22 protein-coding genes and 1 tRNA gene are annotated in these 23,059 nt (G+C 71.0%); 11 read left to right on the top strand and 12 right to left on the bottom strand.

Annotation, left to right across the window (positions count from 1 at the left end; translation table 11 throughout):
* Positions 1-70: 70 nt before the first annotated feature.
* Genes FXF65_RS03330 through FXF65_RS03315 form a run of 4 tightly spaced genes read left to right on the top strand, consistent with a single transcriptional unit; the run spans position 71 to position 2,015 of the window.
* Positions 71-466 (top strand): roadblock/LC7 domain-containing protein, encoded by a 396-nt coding sequence (locus FXF65_RS03330; RefSeq protein WP_222868346.1) that lies wholly within the window; start codon positions 71-73, stop codon positions 464-466.
* The gene (locus FXF65_RS03325) at positions 456-1,130 is read left to right on the top strand and encodes a hypothetical protein (RefSeq protein ID WP_148348158.1); all 675 of its coding nucleotides are present in this window, start codon (positions 456-458) and stop codon (positions 1,128-1,130) included. Before FXF65_RS03330 ends, FXF65_RS03325 begins: the two co-directional genes overlap by 11 nt.
* A gap of 41 nt (positions 1,131-1,171) precedes the next feature.
* A complete protein-coding gene (locus tag FXF65_RS03320) occupies positions 1,172-1,621 on the top strand; it encodes a roadblock/LC7 domain-containing protein (RefSeq protein ID WP_148348157.1) in 450 nt (149 codons plus the stop codon).
* Positions 1,622-1,643: 22 nt separating this feature from the next.
* Positions 1,644-2,015: a hypothetical protein gene (locus FXF65_RS03315; protein ID WP_148348156.1), complete on the top strand. Its 372-nt coding sequence runs from the start codon at positions 1,644-1,646 to the stop codon at positions 2,013-2,015.
* A gap of 48 nt (positions 2,016-2,063) precedes the next feature.
* Here FXF65_RS03315 and clpB read toward each other — a convergent pair whose 3' ends face one another.
* The 5 genes from clpB to dnaK form a co-directional block, all read right to left on the bottom strand.
* Positions 2,064-4,661, bottom strand: a complete 2,598-nt coding sequence (gene clpB, locus FXF65_RS03310; RefSeq protein ID WP_148348155.1) for an ATP-dependent chaperone ClpB — start codon at positions 4,659-4,661, stop codon at positions 2,064-2,066.
* Positions 4,662-4,677: 16 nt separating this feature from the next.
* Complete coding sequence (locus FXF65_RS03305; RefSeq protein ID WP_148348154.1) at positions 4,678-5,124, bottom strand: heat shock protein transcriptional repressor HspR; 447 nt, start codon at positions 5,122-5,124, stop codon at positions 4,678-4,680.
* Between the two features lie 7 nt (positions 5,125-5,131).
* Positions 5,132-6,310 carry a molecular chaperone DnaJ gene (dnaJ, locus tag FXF65_RS03300; RefSeq protein ID WP_148348153.1) on the bottom strand — a complete coding sequence of 393 codons (1,179 nt, stop codon included), beginning with the start codon at positions 6,308-6,310 and terminating at the stop codon, positions 5,132-5,134.
* Positions 6,311-6,446: 136 nt separating this feature from the next.
* On the bottom strand, positions 6,447-7,100 hold the full coding sequence (gene grpE / locus FXF65_RS03295; protein ID WP_148348152.1) for a nucleotide exchange factor GrpE: 654 nt from the start codon (positions 7,098-7,100) through the stop codon (positions 6,447-6,449).
* Between the two features lie 73 nt (positions 7,101-7,173).
* On the bottom strand, positions 7,174-9,039 hold the full coding sequence (gene dnaK / locus FXF65_RS03290) for a molecular chaperone DnaK (protein WP_148348151.1): 1,866 nt from the start codon (positions 9,037-9,039) through the stop codon (positions 7,174-7,176).
* A 341-nt stretch (positions 9,040-9,380) separates the two neighbouring features.
* On the opposite strand from dnaK, the gene FXF65_RS03285 reads away from it, so the two are divergent.
* The gene (locus FXF65_RS03285) at positions 9,381-10,019 is read left to right on the top strand and encodes an RNA polymerase sigma factor (RefSeq protein ID WP_148348150.1); all 639 of its coding nucleotides are present in this window, start codon (positions 9,381-9,383) and stop codon (positions 10,017-10,019) included.
* The gene (locus FXF65_RS03280) at positions 10,012-11,184 is read left to right on the top strand and encodes a hypothetical protein (protein WP_148348149.1); all 1,173 of its coding nucleotides are present in this window, start codon (positions 10,012-10,014) and stop codon (positions 11,182-11,184) included. Before FXF65_RS03285 ends, FXF65_RS03280 begins: the two co-directional genes overlap by 8 nt.
* A 43-nt stretch (positions 11,185-11,227) precedes the next feature.
* On the opposite strand, the gene FXF65_RS03275 is transcribed toward FXF65_RS03280, so the two are convergent.
* A complete protein-coding gene (locus FXF65_RS03275) occupies positions 11,228-12,766 on the bottom strand; it encodes a 3-hydroxyacyl-CoA dehydrogenase (protein ID WP_148348148.1) in 1,539 nt (512 codons plus the stop codon).
* 153 nt (positions 12,767-12,919) lie between these two features.
* Between FXF65_RS03275 and FXF65_RS03270 the strand changes: the two genes are divergently transcribed.
* Positions 12,920-14,131, top strand: a complete 1,212-nt coding sequence (locus FXF65_RS03270; protein ID WP_148348147.1) for an acetyl-CoA C-acetyltransferase — start codon at positions 12,920-12,922, stop codon at positions 14,129-14,131.
* Between the two features lie 175 nt (positions 14,132-14,306).
* Here FXF65_RS03270 and FXF65_RS03265 read toward each other — a convergent pair whose 3' ends face one another.
* Positions 14,307-14,894: a TIGR03086 family metal-binding protein gene (locus FXF65_RS03265; protein ID WP_148348146.1), complete on the bottom strand. Its 588-nt coding sequence runs from the start codon at positions 14,892-14,894 to the stop codon at positions 14,307-14,309.
* Between the two features lie 362 nt (positions 14,895-15,256).
* On the opposite strand from FXF65_RS03265, the gene FXF65_RS03260 reads away from it, so the two are divergent.
* Entirely contained in the window at positions 15,257-17,356 is a 2,100-nt protein-coding gene (locus FXF65_RS03260) for a (Fe-S)-binding protein (RefSeq protein ID WP_246198316.1), read from the top strand.
* 47 nt (positions 17,357-17,403) lie between these two features.
* Here FXF65_RS03260 and FXF65_RS03255 read toward each other — a convergent pair whose 3' ends face one another.
* Positions 17,404-19,155: an AfsR/SARP family transcriptional regulator gene (locus FXF65_RS03255; protein ID WP_187412063.1), complete on the bottom strand. Its 1,752-nt coding sequence runs from the start codon at positions 19,153-19,155 to the stop codon at positions 17,404-17,406.
* Between the two features lie 152 nt (positions 19,156-19,307).
* Between FXF65_RS03255 and FXF65_RS03250 the strand changes: the two genes are divergently transcribed.
* A complete protein-coding gene (locus FXF65_RS03250; RefSeq protein ID WP_148348144.1) occupies positions 19,308-20,075 on the top strand; it encodes a hypothetical protein in 768 nt (255 codons plus the stop codon).
* Positions 20,076-20,131: 56 nt separating this feature from the next.
* Positions 20,132-20,890, top strand: coding sequence for a ZIP family metal transporter (locus tag FXF65_RS03245; protein WP_148348143.1), 759 nt, complete (start codon positions 20,132-20,134; stop codon positions 20,888-20,890).
* Here FXF65_RS03245 and dcd read toward each other — a convergent pair whose 3' ends face one another.
* Complete coding sequence (gene dcd, locus FXF65_RS03240; protein WP_148348142.1) at positions 20,891-21,466, bottom strand: dCTP deaminase; 576 nt, start codon at positions 21,464-21,466, stop codon at positions 20,891-20,893.
* An 81-nt stretch (positions 21,467-21,547) separates the two neighbouring features.
* Here dcd and FXF65_RS03235 point away from each other — a divergent pair.
* Positions 21,548-21,618 (top strand) — tRNA-Gly (locus tag FXF65_RS03235).
* Positions 21,619-21,932: 314 nt separating this feature from the next.
* Here FXF65_RS03235 and FXF65_RS43465 read toward each other — a convergent pair.
* From FXF65_RS43465 to FXF65_RS03225, 3 genes are all read right to left on the bottom strand, one after another.
* Positions 21,933-22,109, bottom strand: coding sequence for a hypothetical protein (locus tag FXF65_RS43465; RefSeq protein ID WP_187412062.1), 177 nt, complete (start codon positions 22,107-22,109; stop codon positions 21,933-21,935).
* A 242-nt stretch (positions 22,110-22,351) separates the two neighbouring features.
* Positions 22,352-22,612 (bottom strand): hypothetical protein, encoded by a 261-nt coding sequence (locus FXF65_RS03230; RefSeq protein ID WP_148348141.1) that lies wholly within the window; start codon positions 22,610-22,612, stop codon positions 22,352-22,354.
* Between the two features lie 32 nt (positions 22,613-22,644).
* On the bottom strand, positions 22,645-22,911 hold the full coding sequence (locus FXF65_RS03225; RefSeq protein WP_148348140.1) for a hypothetical protein: 267 nt from the start codon (positions 22,909-22,911) through the stop codon (positions 22,645-22,647).
* Positions 22,912-23,059 lie beyond the last annotated feature (148 nt).

Raw genomic sequence — 23,059 nt, 5'->3', positions numbered from 1 at the left:
TACATCGGGTGTCGCGGGCGGCAAAGTTCTGGTTATCGTCTAGTTTCTGCAACTCTCATTCGGTGGGGGAATGGGCTTGCGCATTGACGACTGCCTCGCGTCCATGATGGCCATTCCGGGAGCGCGGCGGGTGACGCTGGTCGACTGCGCCAGCGGGCTCGCCGTCGCCGCGGCGGGCCGGGAGGACCTCGTCGACCAGCACGAGGACGCCGCCGGAGCGACCGACGTGGTGCGCGCGGTGCTGGCCTCGCCCGCGCTCAGCGCCACCGCGGCGGGCGACGACGTGGAGGAGATCATCGTTTGCGGCACCGACGGATATCACCTCCTGGTCCTCACCGGAGCGAATATCGACGGGCATCTGTTCGTCCATTTGCTGCTGGGCCGGGAAAGGGGAAACCTCGCGCTCGCGCGGCTGCGCATGCGCGACATCGTCGGCGAAATGACGGGCGGCCGAGATGGCGGCTGAGATCGCGGACGAGAGGATCGCTCACGTCCTCGGCGCGCTGGAGCGGGAAAGGAGCACCGGCCTGCTGCGGGTTGGCGACGACGGCGCGTTCCAGATCGTCCGCGGGGCCGTCGCCCACGCCGAGAGCCGGCACGCGCCGGACCCGGGCGAGCCGCCGGACGGCCCCGGCCGGGAACTGCCGGAACTGCTCGCGGTGTTCGACGCCGCCTACTTCCTCCTCGGCTCCGCCGCCGAGCCGGACTTCACCGAGGGGCCGCCGAGCGCCCGCCCGCGGCGGATCACCGCGGCGACGCTCGTGCACGAGCGGCGGCGCCGCCGCGGCCTGCTCGACGCCGCCTGGCCCGACGCGGGCGTGGACGTCGCGCCCGTCGTGCCGGTCCGGCGCGTCCGGCGGCAGCGCGTCATCCTGACCGGCGTCCAGGCGGAGATCCTGCTCAACGCCGACGGCCGCCGGACCCCGGCGGAGCTGGCCGCGCACCTCGGCCGGACGGCGTTCGGCTGCCTCCTCGCCGTCCGGGGCCTGGCCGCCGCGTCCCTGCTGCGGACGGAACGGCAGGCCACGGCCGCCGTCCCGGCCGCCCCGTCCGGGATCCCGACCGGTTGGGCGCCCGCCGACAGGGACCTGCTCGTCCGGCTCCACACCGCGCTGACGGAGCTCGGCTGACCGTGCTGAACCGGGCCCGCTTGATCGAAAGGCTGACGAAGGTGGCGAAACGTACCGGGACGGCGGCGGCGCGACCGGGGGCGGCGGGACCGCCCGAACCGGCGCCCGAGGCCGCGCTCGCGGCCGAGCTGAAGGAGCTGCGGGCCCGCGTCCCGCTGCTCACCGGGAGCCTCGTCGCGTCGGCGGACGGCCTGCTCATCGCGCAGGACCTGCCCGACCCCGTCGAGCCGACCGGCATGGCGGCCGTGACGGCGACCGGCCTGTCGCTCGCCCACCGCATCGCGCGGACCGCGCACGGCGGCGCCTTCCACGAGGTCGTGATCCGCGGCGTGGACGGCTACGTGGTCATCTACGCCGCCGGCCCGCACGCGTCCCTCACCGTCCTCGCGGGACCGGACGTCAACGTCGGACGCCTCCACCTGGAGTCGCGCCCCGCCGCCCGCGCCATCGCCGCGCACATCACCGGCACACGCCGTCCACCAGGTTCATGACAACGATCGGAAGGGAGCACGCATGTCCAGTCTCGACCTCGCTCTGAAGGACATGATGTCGATAGACGGGGCCATCGGCGTCGCCGTCGTCGACTACGACAGCGGGATGGCCTTAGGCCAGCTCGGCAGTTCCAAGACCCTCGACCTCCAGGTCGCCGCCGCCGGGAACACCGAGGTCGTGCGCGCCAAGCTCCGCACCATGGAGCAGCTCGGCCTCAAGGAGGACATCGAGGACATCCTCATCAGCCTCTCCGCCCAGTACCACGTGATCCGCCCGGTGACGGGCCGCAAGGGCAAGGGCCTGTTCCTCTACATGGCCCTGGACCGCACCCGAGGCAACCTGGCCCTGACCCGCCACCGCCTCCGCGAAATCGAAGAAAACCTCGAAGTCTGAGACGACGAAGCCCGCCGCCCACGATCGGGCGGCGGGCTTCGCTTTCGTTTACTTGGTGAGGGTTAGGCCGCGGGTTGGGTGGACGGTCAGCTTGTCGGCCTGTTCGTCCAGGTCGACGGTTACCTCGTCGCCGTCGCGGACTTCGCCGGAGAGGAGTTCGCGGGCCAACTGGTCGCCGATCGCGGTTTGGACTAGGCGGCGTAGCGGGCGGGCCCCGTACAGCGGGTCGTAGCCGGTCAGGGCCAGCCATTCGCGGGCCGCGGGGGTTACGTCCAGGGTCAGTTGGCGGTCGGCGAGGCGTTCGGCGAGCTTGTCGACCTGGAGGTCGACGATGCGGGTCAGCTCGTCGGTGGAGAGGGCGTCGAAGAGGATGACGTCGTCCAGGCGGTTCAGGAACTCCGGCTTGAAGGAGTTGCGGACGGCGTTCCAGACGGCCTCGCGCTTCGCGCCGTTCTCCAGCGTCGGGTCGACCAGGAACTGCGACCCGATGTTGGACGTGAGGATCAGGATCGCGTTGCGGAAGTCGACCGTGCGGCCCTGGCCGTCGGTGAGGCGTCCGTCGTCCAGGACCTGGAGCAGGATGTCGAAGACCTCGGGGTGCGCCTTCTCGACCTCGTCCAGCAGGACGACCGAGTACGGGCGGCGGCGGACGGCCTCGGTGAGCTGCCCGCCCTCCTCGTAGCCGACGTATCCGGGCGGCGCGCCGACGAGCCGGGCGACGCTGTGCTTCTCGGAGTACTCGCTCATGTCGATGCGGGTCATCGCCCGCTCGTCGTCGAACAGGAACTCCGCGAGGGCCTTCGCCAGCTCGGTCTTGCCGACGCCGGTCGGGCCGAGGAACAGGAACGAGCCGGTCGGACGGTCCGGGTCGGAGATGCCCGCGCGGGCGCGGCGGACCGCGTCCGACACCGTGCGGACGGCGGTCCCCTGGCCGATCAGGCGCTTGCCGAGTTCGTCCTCCATGCGGAGGAGCTTCGCGGTCTCGCCTTCGAGGAGGCGTCCGGCGGGGATGCCCGTCCAGGACGCGACCACGTCGGCGACGTCGTCCGGGCCGACCTCCTCCTTGACCATCGGGGTCGTGTTCTCGGCGGCCTCGGAGGCTTCTTCGAGCTGCTTCTCCAGCGCCGGGATCTCGCCGTAGGTGAGGCGCGCGGACGTCTCCAGGTCGCCGTCGCGCTGGGCGCGCTCGGCCTCGCCGTGGAGCTGGTCGATGCGCTCCTTGATCTCGCCGACGCGGTTCAGCCCGGCCTTCTCCTTGTCCCAGCGGGCGACGAGACCGGTCAGGTGCTCCTGCTTGTCGGCGAGGTCGGCGCGGAGCCTTTCGAGCCGCTGGCGAGAGGCTTCGTCCGTCTCCTTGGAGAGGTTCATCTCCTCCATCTTGAGGCGGTCGACCGTGCGCTGGAGCTCGTCGATCTCCACGGGACGGGAGTCGATCTCCATGCGGAGGCGGGACGCGGCCTCGTCCACCAGGTCGATCGCCTTGTCCGGCAGGTAGCGGGACGTGATGTACCGGTCGGAGAGCGTCGCCGCCGCGACCAGCGACGAGTCGTTGATCTGCACCTTGTGGTGCGCCTCGTAGCGGCCCTTGAGCCCGCGCAGGATGGCGATCGTGTCCTCGACGGACGGCTCGCCCACGAACACCTGCTGGAACCGGCGCTCCAGCGCGGCGTCCTTCTCGATGCGCTCGCGGTACTCGTCCAGGGTCGTCGCGCCGATCATGCGCAGCTCGCCGCGCGCCAGCATGGGCTTGAGCATGTTGCCCGCGTCCATCGCGCCCTCGGCCGCGCCCGCCCCGACGACGGTGTGCAGCTCGTCGATGAACGTGACGACCTGCCCCTCGCTCTCCTTGATCTCGTTCAGGACGGCCTTCAGCCGCTCCTCGAACTCGCCCCGGTACTTCGCGCCCGCGACCATCGCGCCGAGGTCGAGCGAGACGAGCCGCTTGCCGCGCAGCGACTCGGGGACGTCGCCCGCGACGATCCGCTGCGCCAGCCCCTCGACGACGGCCGTCTTGCCGACGCCGGGCTCGCCGATCAGCACCGGGTTGTTCTTCGTCCGGCGCGACAGCACCTGGACGACCCGGCGGATCTCCGAGTCGCGGCCGATCACCGGGTCGAGCCGCCCGTCGCGGGCCGCCGCCGTCAGGTCGACGCCGTAGCGCTCCAGCGACTGGTAGGTGCCCTCCGGGTTCTCGCTGGTCACGCGGGCGTGGCCGCGCACCTTCGCGAACGCGTCCAGGAGCGCCTGCGGCGTCGCGCCGAACTCCTTGAGCAGGCCCGCGGCCGGACCGCCGTCGGCGGCGAGGCCGACGAGCAGGTGCTCGGTCGAGACGTAGTCGTCCTCCAACTGCTGCGCGCGGTTCGCCGCCGTGTTGACCGACCGCTGGAGCTGCCCGGACAGCCGCGGCGTCGCGACCGTCGAGCCCTGCGCCTTCGGCTTCGCGGCGAGCTGCTCCTCGGCGCGCCGCCGGATCGCCTGCCAGTCGGCGCCGACCGCCTCCAGCAGCGGCACGGCCGTGCCGTCCGCCAGCCCGATCAGCGACACCAGCAGGTGCTCGGGCTCCACCTCGGGGTGCCCCTCGGCCGCCGCCCGGCGGACCGCGACCGACACCGCCTCCTGGCTCTTCTGCGTCAGCTTGTAGTCCATTGCCCCACCCCGTAATTCAATCTCGACCGCGTTCGTGCCACACGACGACGCTGGTATGCCTGATCGGGACCAGGTCGGCGCCGGGTGTGGCGGGCGGCTCCCCGCGCCGCCGCTGCTGCGCCAGCCGCGCCGCGACCGCGCGGGTCGATTCGAGTTCGTTGGCGAGCTCGTCCAGCGCGGCGTGCGCCTTCGCGAGCTCCTCGTGGAGCCGCGCGTTGTCGCGCTGCAGCTCCAGGATGTGCTTGATGCCGGACAGGTTGATGCCCTCCTCCTGCGAGAGCCGCTGGATCTCGCGGAGCATCACGATGTCGCGCATCGAGTAGCGGCGGCCGCGGCCCGCCGTCCGGCCGGGGGACACGAGGCCCATCCGGTCGTAGGTCCGCAACGTCTGCGGGTGCAGCCCGGACAGCTGCGCCGCCACCGAGATCACGTAGACGGGCGTGTCGTCGCCGAAGGGATTCATGACGGGGTCACTCCTGCCGTGCCTGCTGGACGAGGTCGGCGCGCAGGTCGTCCCCCGAACCGGACTCGCGCAGCTTGACCAGGGCCTCCCGGGCCTGGTCGTCGAGCTTCTGCGGGACCTGCACGTCCACGGTGACGAGCAGGTCGCCCTTCGTGCCGTCCCGCCGGGTCGCGCCGCGGCCCTTCACCCGGAACTTGCGGCCGTTCGGCGTCCCCTCCGGCAGCTTCAGCGTCACCGGCTGCCCCTGGAACGTCGGCACCCGGATCTCAGCGCCGAGCGCCGCCTCCGGGAACGTCACCGGGACGGTCAGCGTCAGGTTGTCGCCGGTCCGGCCGAACACCGGGTGCGGACGGACCTTGATGTTCACGTACAGGTCGCCGTGCGGGCCGCCGTTCTCGCCGGGCGCGCCCTTGCCCTTCAACCGGATCTTCTGCCCGTCCGCGACGCCCGCCGGGATGCGGGCCTGGATCGTCCGGGTGCCGGTCGCCCGGCCGCTGCCGTTGCAGATGGGGCACGGGTCGTCGACGACGAGCCCCCGGCCGTGGCACTCCTTGCACGGCTCCTGGAAGCCGAAGTTGCCGAGGTTGCGCGTCTCGTGCCCGGTGCCCTCGCAGTTCGGGCACACCCGCGGGACGGTCCCCGCCTTCGCGCCCGTCCCCCGGCACGAGTTGCACGCCGCCTCGCTGGTCAGCTTGATCGGGACGGTCACGCCGTTCATCGCGCGGCCGAACGGCAGCGTCACGTCGGTCTCGACGTCCGCGCCGCGCCGCGCCCGGCGCGCCCCCGTCGTGGTGGTGCGGGTGCCGCCGCCCCGGCCGAACAGGCCGCCGAACAGGTCGCCGATCCGCTCGCCCGCGCCGCCGGTCTGCGTCCCGCCGCCGGGACCGCCCTGCCCGAACAGGTCGCCGAGGTCGAACGGGAACCCGCCGCCCTGCTGGCCGCGGAAACCGCCCGGCATCGACCGGACCGCGTCGTACTCCTTGCGGCGCTTCTCGTCGGACAGGACGTCGTACGCCTCGGAGACCTCCTTGAAGCGGTCCTCGGCGTCGGTGTCGCCCTTGTTGGCGTCCGGGTGGTACTTGCGGGCCAGCTTCCGGTAGGACTTCTTGATCTCTTCCTGCGAGGCGGTCTTCGCGACACCGAGGACCTTGTAGTAGTCCTTCTCCAGGTAGTCCTTGGTGCTCACGGCGCCCCGCTCTCTGCTCTCGCCACTTGCCTCATGTCGTCACGCGTCCCCGCTGGGCCCGCCCCGGCCGGGGCGGGCCCGCGAGGGTCCTTCATGGGGGTCGGTGCCCCCGGGTCCCCCGGCGTGCGCCGGAGGGTCATTCGCCTTCGTCGCCCTGCGCGTCGTCCGGCGCGTCGCCGGACTCCGCCGCGTCGGCGTCCGGGCCCGGCTCGGCCACCGCGACGCGCGCGGCCCGCAGGACCCGCTCGCCGATCCGGTAGCCGGGCTGCAGGACGTCCATCACGCTCGTCTCCGTCACGTCGGACGAATAGGCGTGCATGAGCGCCTCGTGCACGGTCGGGTCGAAGGGCTCGCCCTTCTCGCCGTACCGCACCAGGCCGAGCTTGCCGGTGACCGCCTCCAGGCTCTCCGCGACGGACTTGAACCCGCCGGTGAGCTCGTCGTGGTCACGGGCTCGGCCGATGTCGTCCAGCACCGGGAGCAGCTCGGTCAGCACCTGGCCGAGGGCCTGCTCGCGGACCGCGACCCGGTCGCGCTCGACGCGCTTTCGGTAGTTGTCGTACTCCGCCTTCAGCCGCTGGAGGTCGGCGAGACGCTCGTTGAGCTGGGTCTTGAGCGAGGCGACCTCCTCGTCCGCGGCGGTGGCGCCCCCGTTCGCCGGGGCCTCCGGGGCGGACGGCGCGGACGCCGCCTGCTCCCGGACTTTCCCCGTCTCGGGATCGATGCGCCGCTTGTCGCGGATCACCGGACCCTCCTTCTTCTCCTCGCCCTCGTTGGGAGAGGACGTCACGATGCACCGCCCTTCTGGGGGGCGACCCCCAGACCCCCGAGGTGGAGGGCCGAAGATCCTCGCTCCGCTCCGGTCATCGGCCCTCCTCCTTCGGCTTGTCCTCGTCCACGATCTCCGCGTCGACGACCTCGTCGTCCTGCGGCTCGCCGCCCTGGGCGTCGGCCGTGGGGCCGTGGTCCTCGGCGCCCGGCTGCGCGGCCTCGGGGTTCTGCGCGTACATGGCCGCGCCCATCTTCTGGCTGATCTGCGCGAGCTTCTCGGCGCTGCCCTTGATGGCGTCGACGTCGGTGCCCTCCAGGGCCTTCTTGACCTCGGCGACGGCGTCGCTCACCTCGGTCTTGAGCTCCTCGGGGACCTTCTCGTCGTTCTCGCGCAGGAACTTCTCGGTGGAGTAGGCCAGGGTGTCGGCCTGGTTGCGGACCTCGGCCTCTTCCTTGCGCTGCCGGTCCTCCTCGGCGTACTGCTCGGCGTCGCGCATCATCTTCTCGATGTCGTCCTTGGGCAGCGCGCTGCCGCCGGTGATGACCATCGACTGCTCGCGGCCGGTGCCCTGGTCCTTGGCGCTGACGTTGACGATGCCGTTGGCGTCGATGTCGAAGGTGACCTCGATCTGCGGGACGCCGCGCGGCGCCGGCGGCAGGCCGGTGAGCTGGAAGGTGCCGAGCTTCTTGTTGTAGGCGGCGATCTCGCGCTCGCCCTGGTAGACCTGGATCTCCACGGACGGCTGGTTGTCGTCGGCGGTGGTGAACGTCTCCGACCGCTTGGTCGGGATCGTCGTGTTCCGCTCGATGATCTTGGTGAAGATGCCGCCCTTGGTCTCGATGCCGAGGCTCAGCGGGGTCACGTCCAGCAGCAGGACGTCCTTGACCTCGCCCTTGAGCACGCCCGCCTGGAGGCTGGCGCCGATCGCGACGACCTCGTCGGGGTTGACGCCCTTGTTGGGCTCCTTGCCGCCGGTCAGCTCCTTGACCAGCTCCGACACCGCGGGCATCCGGGTCGAGCCGCCGACCAGGACGACCTGGTTGATCCCGTCCACGGAGATCTTCGCGTCCTTGAGCACCTGCTGGAACGGCGCCTTGGTGCGCTCCAGGAGGTCGGAGGTCAACCGCTGGAACTCGGCGCGGGTGATCTTCTCGTCCAGGTGCAGCGGGCCCTCGCTGGACGCGGTGATGTAGGGCAGGTTGATCTGCGTCTCGGTCGAGCTGGACAGCTCGATCTTGGCCTTCTCCGCGGCCTCGCGGAGCCGCTGGAGGGCCATCTTGTCCTTGGACAGGTCGACCCCGTTGGCGTTCTTGAAGCGCTCGACCAGCCAGTCGACGACCTTCTGGTCCCAGTCGTCGCCGCCCAGGTGGTTGTCGCCGGACGTGGCCTTCACCTCGACGACCCCGTCGCCGACCTCCAGCAGGGACACGTCGAACGTGCCGCCACCGAGGTCGAACACCAGGATCGTGGCCTCGTTCTCCTTCTCCAGGTGGTACGCCAGCGCGGCGGAGGTCGGCTCGTTGATGATGCGCAGGACGTTCAGCCCCGCGATCTGCCCGGCCTCCTTGGTGGCCTGCCGCTGGTGGTCGGAGAAGTACGCGGGCACGGTGATGACCGCGTCGGTGACCGTCTCGCCCAGGTAGGACTCGGCGTCCCTCTTCAGCTTCTGCAGCACGAACGCGCTGATCTGCTGCGGGGTGAAGTCCTTGCCGTCGATCTGGGTCTTCCAGTCGGTGCCCATCTCGCGCTTGACCGAGCGGATCGTCCGGTCAACGTTCGTCACGGCCTGGCGCTTGGCGACCTCGCCCACCAGGACTTCACCGTTCTTGGCGAAGGCGACGACGGACGGCGTGGTCCGCGACCCCTCCGCGTTCGCGATGACCGTGGGCTCTCCGCCCTCCAGGATCGCGACGACCGAGTTGGTCGTCCCGAGGTCGATGCCGACCGCACGTGCCATGTTCTCGTCCTCCGTCGTTTCTCCGGTGTATCGCTCCCCGGTCGCGCCAGGGTGCGGCCGGTTCGTCTGCTGTCCGCAAGAGTGCCCGGACGTTCCCCGCTCTGTCAAATGACTTGAGCCGACCGGACTCAACTTTGCTGACGACCTCTTCAACAGGACGAGTGAGCGGGGTATTCCGGTTCCCCGCGGCGTCCCGCGAGCCAAGAGTTCGGCCTCGTGGACGAGGCCACCACGCGCCGCGTCCATCCCCAGGAGGACGCCGTGAAAGGGATGCCCGTGAAAGCGATGTCGGGCTCCGGGTGATACGAGTACGTCCGCCGTCCGCCATGGAAAGGCAGCACATGACAGGGGAGCCCCTCACCGCGGATCCGCCCCCGGAAACACGTCCCGGCCGAGTGGACGACAGCGCCGTCCTGCGGATGTCCCTGAACGAGCCCGAGCGGTTCGGCGCCATCTTCGACGCCTATTTCGCCGAGATCCACGGGTACGCGGCCCGGCGGCTCGGCCAGGACGCCGCGTCCGACATCGCGTCGCAGACGTTCCTGGAGGCGTTCCGCCAGCGGGCCCGCTACGACGACTCGCGGGCCGCCGTCCGGACCTGGCTGTACGGCATCGCGACCAACGTCATCGGCAGGCACCGGCGCGCCGAGGTGCGCGGGCTGCGCGCCCGCGAGCGGCTCGGGCCCGGCGAGCGCTCCGGCGACGACGCGGGCGGCGGGCACGCCGACCGGGTGGACGCCCGCGTCAGCGCCGAAGGGCTGCGCGGACGCCTGGCCGGGGCGATCGCGGCGCTGCCCGCGCGCGACCGGGACGTGCTGCTGCTCGTCGCGCTGGCCGACATGAGCCACCAGGAGGTGGCCGCCGCGCTGGACATCCCGTACGGGACGGTCGGCTCGCGGCTCAACCGGGCGCGCCGGAAGGTGCGCGCGGCGCTCGGCGGGACCAATCCGATGCACGACCTGGAGGACGACCATGGATGACCTGCGGACGGTCCGCGAAGCGTACGGCGAGCCCGTGCCCCCGACGATGGCCGAGACGACCGAGGCCCGCGTCCGGATGTTCGAGGCGCCGCGCCTCCGGTCCGGATGGCGGCCTACCGGGTGGAGGCTGAAGGTTGGGGCGGGCGTGGTCGCGGTCGGCGCGGCCGCCGCGGTCGCGATCGCGGCCACGGGTTCGTCGTCGCCCGCTCCGCACACGACCGTCGAACTGGGCAAGGGAGCGGTGCTCGCGGCGGCGGAGAAGGCCGAACTCCAGCCGATGGGCAAGTACTGGCACGACGACAGGATCAGCGGCCAGGCGTACGTGGTGCGCGCGAAGACCGGGACCTACGCGATCTTCGGCGCGCACAGCGAGACGTTCAACTGGTCGGGCGTGAAGTCGGGCATGGGCGAGGCGTACTACGGCCGCGACCTCCCGGCCCACCCGCAGACCGCGCGGGACGCGGCGCTGTGGCGCGCGGCCGGGTCGCCGGCGCGGATCCGCGTCTGGTCCGGCGATCACTTCGCCACGTACACGACCAAGGCGACCGCGTGGACCTCGGACGGCCCCAACGTGGGCGTCGATCCTCGCGGCGGCGGGAAGTTCATCATCGGCAAGTCGGTCGAGGACCTGCAGAACCTCCCGACCGACCCGAACGAACTCGCCCGGCTGTTCCTGAGCGGGAAGGCGATGGAGCAGGAGGGCAAGGCGGCCCGGGGGGCCGACCCGAGCGGGTCGAACTCCGGGCGCGGCGCCCTCGCGGCAATGAAGATCATGCGGGTGTCGGGCCTGCTGGCCACGCCCGTCCAGCCGAAGGTGCGGGCCGGTCTGATCAAGGCGCTGGCGGCCCAGCCGGGCGTGCACGAGATCGGCCGCGTCACCGATCCGCTGGGCCGCCGGGGCGTCGCGCTCGGCGCCGACGACCGCGCCATGACGGAGACCGGCGAGTTCGGCACGCCGAAGGCCCAGCAGGGGACCTACCGCTTCCGCCGAGTGATCGTCTTCGACGAGCGGACCGGCGCGCTGCTGTCCACGCAGACCGTGCTCACCGCCCCGGGCGGGCCGTACGCGGAGATGAAGCCCGGCTTCGTCATCGAGTACATGGCCTGCCGTTCGGCGGGATGGACGGACGCCAAGCCGAACCCGCCCGCGAAACTCCCGTTCTGACCCGTCCAGCCCGCGGGCCCCGCTCTGGCGGCCCGCGGGCTTTTCAGGACGTGAGGTCGGACGGCGCGGTCCCGGCCTCGGTCAGGGGCAGGCCGAGCGCCGCCCGTTCGGTGAGCCAGCCGCTCGGCCGGTAGCGGGGGTCGCCGGTCGCCGCGTGCAGGCCGCGCAGGATCGCGAGGACGTGCTCCGTCCCGGCCTGCTCGCCCCACTCCAGCGGGCCGCGCGGGTAGCCGAGGCCGAGCCGCACCGCCGTGTCGACGTCCTCGGGACGGGCGAGCCGCTGCTCCGCGATCCCGCAGCCCACGTTCACGATGGCGGCGAGCAGGCGTTGCGCGACGGGCGCGGGCGCGTCCCGGACGACGCTGACGGACCGTCCCGTGGAGACGAGCGCTGCAAGAGCCGCGCGCCCAACCGTTTTGTCAACGCCCGGATGCACCGACAGAGTGAGCCGAGTGAAGAACCCACCGAACGGGTCAAGGCCCAAGGTGTGCTCCACGGGAAGGCCCTCGGCTTGCGCCGCGCCAAGCGTGCTCTGTCCGAACGGCGCGACGAGGGCGATCGCCTGACCGGACGGCTCGTCCCCTTGCTCGACCTCCACCCCGGACGTCGAAAGCAGCGCACCCAGTTCTTCGCGCACATCCCCGTGCACCCACACAGGGCGCGGCTCCACGACCGGTGCCGTCACCTCCGGCGGCTCCTGCTTGGCGCCGTCTACGTACTCGTAGAAGCCTTCGCCCGTCTTCCGCCCGAACATCCCCGCATCGACCCGAGCCCGCCCGATCCTGGACGGACGGAACCGAGGCTCCCCATAGAACCCCTCCCAGATGGACTCCATGACAGAGTGCGACACGTCCATCCCCGTGAGGTCGAGCAGTTCGCAGGGACCCATTTTCAGGCCGAGCACGTCGCGCGCTATCCGGTCGATGTCCACGGGCTCGGCGGCGCCCTCGGACAGGATCTGCAAAGCCTCTGTCACCAGCCCCCGCCCAGCGTGGTTGACGAGAAAGCCAGGCGCGTCTGGGGCGACCACAGGTTCATGACCGAGACGCCTCACCAGGTCGGCCAGCGCGTCCGGGACCCAGTCGGCCGTCCGCGCGCCCGGAATCACCTCGACCAGGCGCATCAACGGCACCGGGTTGAAGAAATGGAGTCCCGCCAGCCTGGACGGGTCCTTCAACGCCGCGCCGATGGCCGTCACCGACAGCGAACTGGTGTTTGTCGCCAGAATCGTGTGCTCAGGACACGTGCCCTCCAGCGCCGCGAACAGCTTCCGCTTCGTGTCCAGGTCCTCCCGGACGGCCTCGATCACGAGATCGCATTCCTGGAACGGCGTGAGCGGCTCGCCCACCGGACGCAGCCTCTCCTTGGCCCGCGCCGCGTCGCCCGCGTCCATCCGCCCCTTGCTCACGAGCCGGTCGAACATGCCGCCGATGTACTCGACCGCGCTGGTCACCGCCTCTATCCGGACGTCCGCCAGCTCGACCGTCAGCCCTCCGGCCGCGGCGAGCTGCGCGATGCCGCGTCCCATCGCCCCCGTCCCGACCACCCGGACCGTCGTCGCCCGCCGCGCCCACTCCGCCACCGCCGCCTCCTAGATCGCCCACTCCTGGCTTCCCCGGCATTTCCCAAGATTCCCTGGCATTCAACCCCCCGCTGGTCGGAAGGGTGAGCGCCGCCCTTCGCGTCCCGGGCCGTAGCCTGCCTAATGTCCGACATCGACGTCCAAGGAGCCACCATGCGCGACGCGGTGATCTGCGAGCCGCTCCGTACTCCCATCGGCCGGTTCGGCGGGGTGCTGAAGACCGTCCAGGCCGCCGAGCTCGCCGCCACCGTCATCCGGACGCTCGTCGAACGCACCGGCCTGCCCGGCGACGCGATCGACGAGGTGATCCTCGGGCACTGCTACCCGACGTCGGACGCCCCCGCCATCGGCCGCGTCGCCGCGCTCGACGCCGGGCTGCCGGTCGAGGTCGGCGGCGTCCAGCTCGACCGGCGCTGCGGGTCCGGGCTCCAGGCCGTCGTGAACGCGGCCATGCAGATCCAGACCGGCGTCAGCGACGTGATCATCGCGGGCGGCGTGGAGAGCATGAGCAACGCGCCCTTCTACACGACGGCCGCGCGCTGGGGCATCCGCGGGCCGTCCCTCGAACTGCACGACGCGCTCGCGCAGGGACGGGTCACCGCGGGCGGCGCCAACCACCCGGTGCCCGGCGGAATGCTGGAGACCGCCGAGAACCTGCGCCGCGAGTACGGCATCGGACGCGGGGAGCAGGACGAGCTCGCCGTCCGCTCCCACCAGCGCGCCGTCGCGGCGCAGGAGTCGGGCGCGTTCGCGGAGGAGATCGTCCCGGTGACCGTCCGGTCGCGCAAGGGGGACACGGTCGTCGACACCGACGAGCACCCGCGTCCCGACACGACCGTGGAGACGCTGGCGAAGCTGCGTCCCGCCGTCCTCGGCAAGACCGACGACGAGGCCACGGTCACCGCCGGGAACGCCAGCGGGCAGAACGACGCGGCCGCCGCCTGCGTCGTCACGACCCCGGAGCGGGCCGCCGAGCTGGGACTCCGGCCGCTCGTCCGGCTCGTGTCCTGGGCCCGCGCCGGGGTGCCGCCCCGCACGATGGGCATCGGCCCCGTCCCCGCGACGGCGCGGGCCCTCGACCGGGCCGGGCTCACCCTCGCCGACATCGACCTCATCGAGCTGAACGAGGCGTTCGCCGCGCAGGTCCTCGCCGTCACCCGCGAATGGGACCTCAAGGAAGCCGACTGGGACCGCGTCAACGTCAACGGCTCCGGCATCTCCCTAGGCCACCCCGTAGGCGCCACCGGCGCCCGCATCCTCGCCACCCTCGCCCGCGAAATGCACCGCCGCGACTCCCACTTCGGCCTGGAAACAATGTGCATAGGCGGCGGCCAGGGCTTGGCCGCCGTATTCGAGAAGTGTTAGCCCAGGGGGGCGACCCCCTGGAACCCCCGTCACGAGCAAGGGGCCGTTTCCCGAGTCCGCGTTCGCGGCTCGGGAAACGGCCCCTTGCTCGGCGGTTCGTGCGGCCGGAGGGCGGCCACGCCCGGAGGCCGCACGAACCGTGGCCTCGGCTTAGGTCTTGTCCAGGTGAGTGGCCTTACGCCGTCCAGGACGGGGCACGGCCCGTCATACCGATCAGGCGGTCCAGCGGAGGGGCGTCGCAGGGGATTTCCACCGCCGGGCCGAAGAGGCCCTCGATGCCGGCGCCGCCGCTCTGTTCGACGGTGGGGGCCACGAAGGCCAGGCAGGCGGAGACCTCGTCCTCGCCCACCTCGTAGGGCTGGTCGCTGGCGCGGGCGATGTCCCAGCCGTGGACGACCAGCTCGTTCATCGCGACGTGTCCGGCCGCCTCGCCGGGCAGGTCGACGCCGTCGGCCCGGGTCATGCCCTGCCAGGCGTCGGGCGAGCGCCAGGCGGCGGCGAGGGCGTCGAGCTGCGCGGGGATGCGGGTCCGCCAGTCGGGCGGGAGCCGGGTCGCGTCCGCGGACGGCGGCTGCGACGGCCCGTCCGGGAACTCCTTCTCGGCGGCCCAGGTGAACGCGAGGGTCAGGCCGTTCAGGTGGTCGAGCAGGGCGCTGAGCGGCATGTCGCAGGGCGTCGGCGCGTCGAGCTGCGCGTCGCGGACGCCGGCGAGCAGGCCCGCCATCCGGCGGGCGGCGGGCGCGAGATCGGGCATCGCGGTCATACTGGTTCCTCCGTTGGACGATCGTCCGGTGACGTTCCGCTGGACGGGACCGCCGCTGGACGGGGCCCGTCTACGGATATGGACTCGGGAACCACGCGATATTCATCGGTGTCGTGAATCCCTAAAGTAGGGGGAATGAGAGGAACGCCAGGTCGGAGTACGGATGCGCGGATGGACGTTCCGTGGGCGCGGCCCCGGCCGGGCGCGGGTGACGCATAAGCTACTACCGAGTAGTATTCGGGCCCCGGGTGAGAAGCGGTCTGCCGCGAGTCTTACGCTGACTGCCATCGCCCGTACCCCAGGAGGACGGAACAGTGTTCTGGATCACGTTGGTCATTGGGCTCGCAGGAGCGGCGGTCGCGATGGCGCTCGCCGGCCGGCGGGTGCTGTTCCTGTACACCGTCGCGAAGAGCGGGCAGCCCGACCCCGATCGGGTGCTGCAGGTCAAGCGTGACCCGAAGGCCGACCTGGAGGGGCAGGTCACCGAGGTGTTCGGGCAGCGCAAGCTGCTCAAGTGGACGGTGGCGGGCGCCGCGCACGCCGCGGTGATGTGGGCGTTCATCCTGCTGATCACGGTCTACCTGGAGGCCGCGGTCGCGTTGCTGGCCGGGCTCGACAAGCACATTCCGGGGCTCCAGACGTGGGCGCCGATCGGGTTCGTCCAGGACACCATCGCCCTCGCCTGTACCGCGGGCCTGCTGGTGTTCACCGCGATCCGGATCAAGAACTCGCCGAAGCGGATCGGCCGCGCGTCCCGGTTCAAGGGCTCGCACCTGTCCGGCGCGTGGATCACGCTGATCATGATCTTCAACGTGATCTGGACGATGTTCTTCTTCCGCGGCGCCGAGTACGCCAGCGGGAACCTCGCCTACGGAAAGGGCGCCTACTTCTCCTGGACGGTCGGCCACCTTTTCGACGGCCTCAGCCACGACACCCTCGAAGTGGTCGAGTCGGTCGGGCTGCTGCTGCACATCGGCGTCGCGCTGGTGTTCCTCGTGTTCGTCGTGCATTCCAAGCACCTGCACATCTTCCTGGCCCCGCTGAACGTCATGTTCAAGCGCCGTCCGGACGGCCTCGGCGCCGCGCAGCCGATGATGTCGGGCGGCAAGCCGCTCGACTTCGAGGAGGCCGACCCGGACGAGGACGTCTTCGGCCGCGGCAAGATCGAGGACTTCACCTGGAAGGGCCTCCTCGACATGGCGACCTGCACCGAGTGCGGTCGCTGCCAGTCCCAGTGCCCGGCCTGGAACACCGGCAAGCCGCTGTCGCCGAAGATGCTCATCCTGGAACTGCGTGACCACGCGCTCGCGAAGGCGCCGTATTTCACGGCGTCCGAGGAGAAGCAGGCGTCGTTCACCCCCGAGCAGAAGCTCGCCATGCAGGTGGACAAGGAACTGGTCGGCGAGGACGGCGTCATTCACCCGGACGTCCTCTGGTCGTGCACGAACTGCGGCGCGTGCGTCGAGCAGTGCCCGGTCGACATCGAGCACATCGACCACATCCTGGACATGCGCCGTTTCCAGGTCATGATCGAGTCGAGCTTCCCGTCCGAAGCGGGCGTCATGCTCAAGAACCTGGAGAACAAGGGCAACCCGTGGGGGATGTCCGAGATGAAGCGCCTCGAATGGATCGAGGAACTCGACTTCGAGGTGGACGTCGTCGACGAGAAGGTGTCCGAGGACACCGAGTACCTGTTCTGGGTCGGCTGCGCGGGCGCGCTGGAAGACCGCGCCAAGAAGACCACCAAGGCGGTCGCGGAACTGCTGCACATCGCGGGCGTGAAGTTCGCGGTGCTCGGCCCGATGGAGGCCTGCACCGGCGACCCGGCCCGCCGCCTCGGCATGGAATTCGTGTTCCAGATGCTCGCCCAGCAGAACGTCGAGACGCTGAACGACGCGGGCGCGAAGAAGATCGTCGCGACCTGCCCGCACTGCTTCAACACATTGGCCAACGAGTACCCGCAGATCGGCGGGAACTACGAGGTCGTCCACCACACGCAGTTGCTGGCGCACCTGGTGGAGTCCGGGAAGCTCACCCCGGTCTCGCCGATCGAGGAGAACATCACCTACCACGACCCGTGCTTCCTCGGACGGCACAACAAGGTCTACAAGCAGCCGCGCGACATCATGGCGACCGTCCCCGGCGTCAAGACGCAGGAAATGCACCGGCACAAGGACCGCGGATTCTGCTGCGGCGCGGGCGGCGCCCGGATGTGGATGGAAGAGCGCATCGGCAAGCGCATCAACACCGAGCGCGTGGACGAGGCGCTCGCCACCAATCCGGACACCGTGTCCACGGCCTGCCCGTTCTGCCTCGTCATGCTCGGTGACGCGATCAACGAGAAGAAGAACTCCGGCGACGCGAAGGAATCCCTCGAAGTCGTCGACGTCTCGCAGTTGCTGATCCGCTCCATCAAGGGCGAGGGCAAGGCCCCGGAGAAGGAGCCCGTCGCCGCCGAATAGCGCGCGAAAAGACCCCCGGCCATGACGTGGCCGGGGGTCTTTCTATGTCAGGCGTCCGGCGGTACGGCGATCAGTGTTTCGCGCAGTGCGTGCACCGTGTGGAACGGCAGGATCTCCCGGACGGCGAGGTCGTCGACGGACGCGAGCGGGCCGTGCGCCGTCCGGGCCAGCACGATCAGTTTCGCGTGGTACGGGTCCAGTCCCGGCAGCGCGGCGAGCACGTGCTCGGGCGCCGCGTTGACGTCGACCAGGCCGCCGTCGTCGAACGTCCGGGTCAGGTCGGGACGTCCGATCCGCAGTTCCCGCGCCACCGCCGGATGGTGCGCCACCAGCGACCGCGCTTGGTCGCGCCGGACCCGCCGCTCGATCAGCGGAACGTCCAACGCCGATCCGGGCTCGTCCCGGCCGTCCGGCGACGACGGCTCGGAGGTGATCAGAGCGACGTGGACGCTCCCGCCGAGCGTCGTCACGAACACCGAGAACAGCATCGGGACGTCCCACCAGCCGGTCGCCTCGGGGTCCGTGGCCGCGGTGCCGTAGAAGAAGACGACCGTCATCACCAGGTAGCCGACGGACATGATCCCGAGCGTCCTGCTCCGGCGCCGCGCCGCGAAGTAGGCGACCTCGGCCCAGGTCAGGGTGCCGAAACTGAGCAGCGGGGCCAGCATCAGACCGCACCGCACGGCCCACGGATACCGCCGACGGCCGGGCGCCGGGGGCGGCGGAGGCCATCCGAGGGCGGGCGCAGCGCCGACCACCGGGACGCCGGACCACGGCTGGACGGCCGCCGCCGAATGAGCGGCGACCGTCGTCGGGACGTGCCCCGCCCGCACCTGCACCGCCGCGAGCGGATCAGGCGGCGCGAACCCCGCCGCGGCCGCGCCCGCCGCGGCTGGCACCGGAAGATCGTCCGCGGGTGCGAGCGGCGTGACCGCGGGCACGGCCGGTGTGTCCGCGGGCACCGGCGGCGTGTCCGCGAGCGCGGGTGGCGTGTCGTGTGCGGGTGGAGGGGCCAGGGCGGGGTCGGCGCGGAGGATGCCGACGTGCAGGCTCTGGAGCTGCTCGCCCGGCTCGACGCCGAACTCGTCGGCGAAGAAGTCGCGGGCGTCCCGGTAGGCGGCGAGGGCCTCGGCCTGGCGTCCGCACCGGTAGAGGGCCAGCATCAGCAGGTACCGGAAGCCCTCCCGCAGCGGGTACTCGGCGACGAGCCGGATCAGCTCGGGCACCAGCCGCGCGTGCTCGCCCAGCTCCAGCCCGGTCTCGGCGCACGCCTCCAGCGCGGCGGCGCGCTCCTCGTCCAGGCGGCCGCGGGCGGCGTCGAAGAACGAGCCGTTCAGCCCGGCGAGCGCCGTCCCGCGCCAGCCGGACAGCGCGTCCCGCAGCAGTGACTCGGCCCGCGCGGGGTCGCCCGCCGCGCGGACGGCGAGGGCCTCCCTCACCCGGTCCTGGAAGAGCTCGGCGTCCAGGCCCTCGGGCGGGACGCGCAGCGCGTACCCCGCGCCGGTCAGCGTCAGCAGGCGTCCGGGAGAGCGCGGCGAACGCTCCGGCTCCAGCACGCGGCGCAGCCCGGCGACGTATTTCTGGACGACGTTCACCCCGTTGTCCGGCGGCTCGTCGCCCCACACGGCCTCCACGATCGAGGACGTCGGCACCGGACGGTTGGGCGACAGCAGGAGCACGGCCAGCACCGCCCGCTGCTTGCCGGGACCGAGGTCGAGCTCCCGTCCGTCCCGCCAGGCGGCCGGACGGCCGAGGATCTCGAAACGCAGCGGGGACCCGTCGCCCGCCAGCGTGACCACCCCCAAACGCCTCCGCCTCCGGCGCCACCGCCGTCGTTCCGCAGCCGGGCCGCAGTGACCGCAGCATACCGACAGTGATTCCGCACCGCCGCACAGCAGGATTTTCCGGGACATCGGGGGCTTGCTCCGATACGCAACGAAAGGGGACCTCGGTGCATCACCATCTACGGGCGGGGATTCCGGCGGCGCTCGTCCTGACGCTCGCGTTCGCCACCGGATGCGGACCGGCCGGGGAGTCGGACGGCGCGAAGAAGGAGGCGGCCACCGCGGGGGCGTCCGCCTCGCCTTCCGCGTCGGCGTCGCCGTCGCCGACCGCGACGGACAACGGGATCGCGACCCTGAAACCGGCCCAGATCTTCGCCCGCGCCCGCGCGGCGACGGCGTCCGCGCGGTACGTGCGGCTGCGCGGCCAGGTCGAGGACGGCGAGAAGTACAAGATCGACTTCCGTTTCGAGGGGAAGACGAAGGTGACCGGCTCGATGCGGCAGGGCTCCGAGCGCGTCGGACTCACCGTGATCGGCAAGGTCGTCTACCTGTCCGGCAACGACAGGTTCTGGAAGTCGGTCGGCGGCAAGGGGGCCGCCCAGCTCTTCTCCGGCAAGTACGTCAAGACGACGACCGGCGACGCCGACTTCCGCGATCTCGCGGCCTTCGCGAACAAGACGACCCTCCTCAACGAGGCGGTGAAGAGCGGCAGGGGATGGCGGAAGGAGGGCGCGGGCAAGGTCGGCGACGTTCCCACCGTGGTGCTCAGCGACTCGGCGGGGGACAAGATCCAGATCGCGACGCAGGGTCCTCCGTACGTGCTGCTCATGGAGGGCGGACGGGAGGACCGGCTCGAGTACGTCGAGTACGGGCAGCCGGTGACCGTCAAGGCGCCGCCCGCCGGATCCGTGATCGACTCCGCCTTGCTGGACTGAGCGCGGGCGCGGCGCGCCGAAGGTTGCGGCGGGGGATGTCCTGGTAAGACCCAGGAATGGCCGTGCTGGTGTCCGTCCTCGCGTTCCTGATGACGCTCGCCGGGGGGCTGACGGCGATGCGGGTCCGCGACCACCGGCACCTCGTCCTCGGGCTGGCGGGCGGCCTGATGCTCGGCGTCGTCGCGTTCGACCTCGTCCCCCAGTCGCTGGAGATGGCGCGGCACGACCTGCTCGGCGTCCCCACGCCCATGATCGGCTTCGCCGTCGGGTTCCTGCTGCTGCACGTCGTCGAGCAGGCGGTGGCCGTCCACCGGGCGCACGAGGACGAGTACGCCCCGCACGTCCACGCCCATTCCCCCGCCGTCCCGTCCGGGACCGGCCGCACGGCCGGGCTGCTCGCCGCGTCCGCACTGGTCGTGCACAGCCTCGTGGACGGCCTCAGCATCGGGCTCGGCTTCCAGTCCGGGACGGAGGTCGGCGCGTTCGTCGCGCTCGCCGTCGTCACGCACGACTTCGCGGACGGCTTCAACACGTTCACGGCCGCGTCGCTGAACCGCCGCGACCGGCGGCCCGCCGTCCTGCTGCTGGTCGCGGACGCCGCCGCCCCCATCGCGGGAGCCGCGATCGGGACGCTCGCCCGCGTGCCAGAGGCCGTCCTAGCCCCCTACCTGGGGTTCTTCGCCGGGGTGCTCCTGTACCTGTCCGCCGCCGAGATCCTCCCGGAGGCGCACAGCGTCCACCCGCGCGTACTGACCCTGTGCGCAACGGGCCTCGGCCTAGCGGCCGTCCTGTTCAGCGTGGGCCTGGCGCACTGACTACACCTTGGTGCGATGAAAGTTCAGATAGGACCGCGACGGCGTCGGCCCCCGCTGGTCCTGATACCGCGACCCGTACCGCTCAGACCCATAGGGGAACTCGGTCGGCGAACTCGTCCTGAACAGGCACATCTGCCCGATCTTCATCCCCGGCCACAGCTTGATCGGCAGCGTCGCGACGTTTGACAGCTCCAACGTCACGTGCCCGGAGAACCCGGGGTCGATCCACCCGGCGGTCGAGTGCGTGAGCAGCCCGAGCCGTCCCAGGCTTGACTTCCCCTCCAGCCTCGCCGCGAGATCGTCCGGCAGCCCGAACACCTCGTACGTCGAGGCGAGCACGAACTCCCCCGGATGCAGGACGAACGCCTCATCGGCGTCCACCTCCACCAGCCGCGTCAGATCCCGCTGCTCCACGGCAGGGTCGATGTGCGGATACTTGTGGTTTTCGAACACCCGGAAGTACCGGTCGAGCCTCACGTCCACACTGGACGGCTGGACCATCTCCGGCTCACACGGGTCGATCTTCACCCGCCCTGATTCGAGCTCGGCCCTGATGTCACGATCGGAGAGCAGCACCCCGAAACGCTATCCCACGACCACGCCCGCACCGACTTCCGGTACAGTACTCACAACATGGGAGGCCCCAAGCCTCCCCACGCGGGTGTAGTTCAATGGTAGAACTTCAGCTTCCCAAGCTGACAGCGCGGGTTCGATTCCCGTCACCCGCTCCCACCACAAAGGCCCAGGCCAGGGGATAGATCCCCGAAACCTGGGCCTTGATCGTTTCCCCCGTTGGCGGGTGCCGTGCAATTAGCGTGCAATTAGGCCACCGGCACCAGCGCCGCTGGGATCGCATGGAACGAAGAGCCGCGCTCGCGAGCAGCATCGAGCGCTCTCGAACCGTCAGCGCCTCCACCAGCCGCCACCCGTGACTACCGAGCACCAGCGCCCAATAGCTACCGGTGTGACGCCCGATCCAACACGGGACCCCGAACCGCTGGCTGATCTCCTCCACAGCGGCGGCCCGGGCGTCCATCAGAGGTCATTCGTCCAGTGGGACGGTTCCGCCGCCGAGCCCCGCGGCGGCCAGCAGCGCCGTGACCTGCCACACCGCCAGGTTCATCTGTGAGCAGGGCGCGAGCAGGGTCCCGGTGCTGAACCGGAACCACCAGCCGCCGTCCCCGCCGACCACGCAGACGCTTTCGCCGACGAAGGGCATGTCCGGGGAGTGGACGCGCAGCAGCGGTACCGCTTCGGCGTACCGGCGTTCAGTAACCCAGCCCTGCCGTCGCAGCGCCCGGTCGAGGCGGTTGAGGTGTCGGCGTGCGGTGAGGGGCCGAGGCAGCGCAGCGGGTGCAGCCGGGGGGACAAGCACCCACCACGCCGCCTCAGCCTCCCCTTGGACCGCCCCATCCTCTGGGGCGGCCCTATGAGGTGACAGTGGGGGAGTCCACACCACCATCACCAAGCCCTCTTCACGACCGGACGCCCCGCCGCGCGCTGCCGCTCGTGCACCAGCGCCACACGCAACTCCTCCGAGTCACGACAGATCACCGTCGCATCAACCCCGGCAGCCGGGTCATGCAGCGTCGCCACCCATTCGCCAGGACTGCCGTCCGACCGCTGAGCCCGCCAGATCCGGTGACCGGTGAACTCCTCCCGGAGCCGACGCAGTGCCCGGTCCTCAGCCTGGGCGCGCATCTCCATCGCCGGAGTCTTCATTCGAACTTGCTCCTCTCAGGCCGCGCCGGCCATCACTCGCTGTCCCCCAGCAGGTGCAGGCCCTGGACGTGGGTGGCGATGCGGCGCGCGGCACCAGGCATGTCGTTCACCGGGTGCTGGTGGTTGCCTCGGGCCCAGGAGAAGAATCGGCCGGTGAAGCTGACGAAGATCCAGAGGTAGACGCCGGGTGCGTCGGTGTGCACAGCGAGCCCTGCAACGTCCTCCTTCACCTCGGATTGGATCTCGTGCTCAGTGAGTGCGCCTCGCAGCTCAGAGAGCAACTCCAGCTCTAGCGACATCGTCGTTTCCATCGGTTCGCCCTTTGGTGGGAACGGGGCCGGTGATCCGGAGCGACGGAACTGGTCCGCCCTCGCCGTTTCGCCGGTCCCGCTGTCGATCACACCTACGACTTTCGCGGGGAGACATGTCGCGTCGCGATACCGAGCG

It is taken from the genome of Actinomadura syzygii (genome assembly GCF_008085905.1).
Lineage (GTDB): Bacteria > Actinomycetota > Actinomycetes > Streptosporangiales > Streptosporangiaceae > Spirillospora > Spirillospora syzygii.
This window is presented reverse-complemented; position numbering and strand designations above follow the sequence as displayed.

Coding starts and splice junctions, on each gene's coding strand:
- FXF65_RS03305 (WP_148348154.1), bottom strand. CDS start 5,124: ATGAATCCCTTCGGCGACGACACGCCCGTCTACGTGATCTCGGTGGCG.
- FXF65_RS03280 (WP_148348149.1), top strand. CDS start 10,012: ATGGATGACCTGCGGACGGTCCGCGAAGCGTACGGCGAGCCCGTGCCC.
- FXF65_RS03330 (WP_222868346.1), top strand. CDS start 71: ATGGGCTTGCGCATTGACGACTGCCTCGCGTCCATGATGGCCATTCCG.
- FXF65_RS03265 (WP_148348146.1), bottom strand. CDS start 14,894: ATGACCGCGATGCCCGATCTCGCGCCCGCCGCCCGCCGGATGGCGGGC.
- FXF65_RS03230 (WP_148348141.1), bottom strand. CDS start 22,612: ATGAAGACTCCGGCGATGGAGATGCGCGCCCAGGCTGAGGACCGGGCA.
- FXF65_RS03285 (WP_148348150.1), top strand. CDS start 9,381: ATGACAGGGGAGCCCCTCACCGCGGATCCGCCCCCGGAAACACGTCCC.
- FXF65_RS43465 (WP_187412062.1), bottom strand. CDS start 22,109: ATGCCCTTCGTCGGCGAAAGCGTCTGCGTGGTCGGCGGGGACGGCGGC.
- dnaK (WP_148348151.1), bottom strand. CDS start 9,039: ATGGCACGTGCGGTCGGCATCGACCTCGGGACGACCAACTCGGTCGTC.
- FXF65_RS03270 (WP_148348147.1), top strand. CDS start 12,920: ATGCGCGACGCGGTGATCTGCGAGCCGCTCCGTACTCCCATCGGCCGG.
- clpB (WP_148348155.1), bottom strand. CDS start 4,661: ATGGACTACAAGCTGACGCAGAAGAGCCAGGAGGCGGTGTCGGTCGCG.
- FXF65_RS03260 (WP_246198316.1), top strand. CDS start 15,257: ATGGCGCTCGCCGGCCGGCGGGTGCTGTTCCTGTACACCGTCGCGAAG.
- FXF65_RS03315 (WP_148348156.1), top strand. CDS start 1,644: ATGTCCAGTCTCGACCTCGCTCTGAAGGACATGATGTCGATAGACGGG.
- FXF65_RS03245 (WP_148348143.1), top strand. CDS start 20,132: ATGGCCGTGCTGGTGTCCGTCCTCGCGTTCCTGATGACGCTCGCCGGG.
- FXF65_RS03225 (WP_148348140.1), bottom strand. CDS start 22,911: ATGTCGCTAGAGCTGGAGTTGCTCTCTGAGCTGCGAGGCGCACTCACT.
- FXF65_RS03325 (WP_148348158.1), top strand. CDS start 456: ATGGCGGCTGAGATCGCGGACGAGAGGATCGCTCACGTCCTCGGCGCG.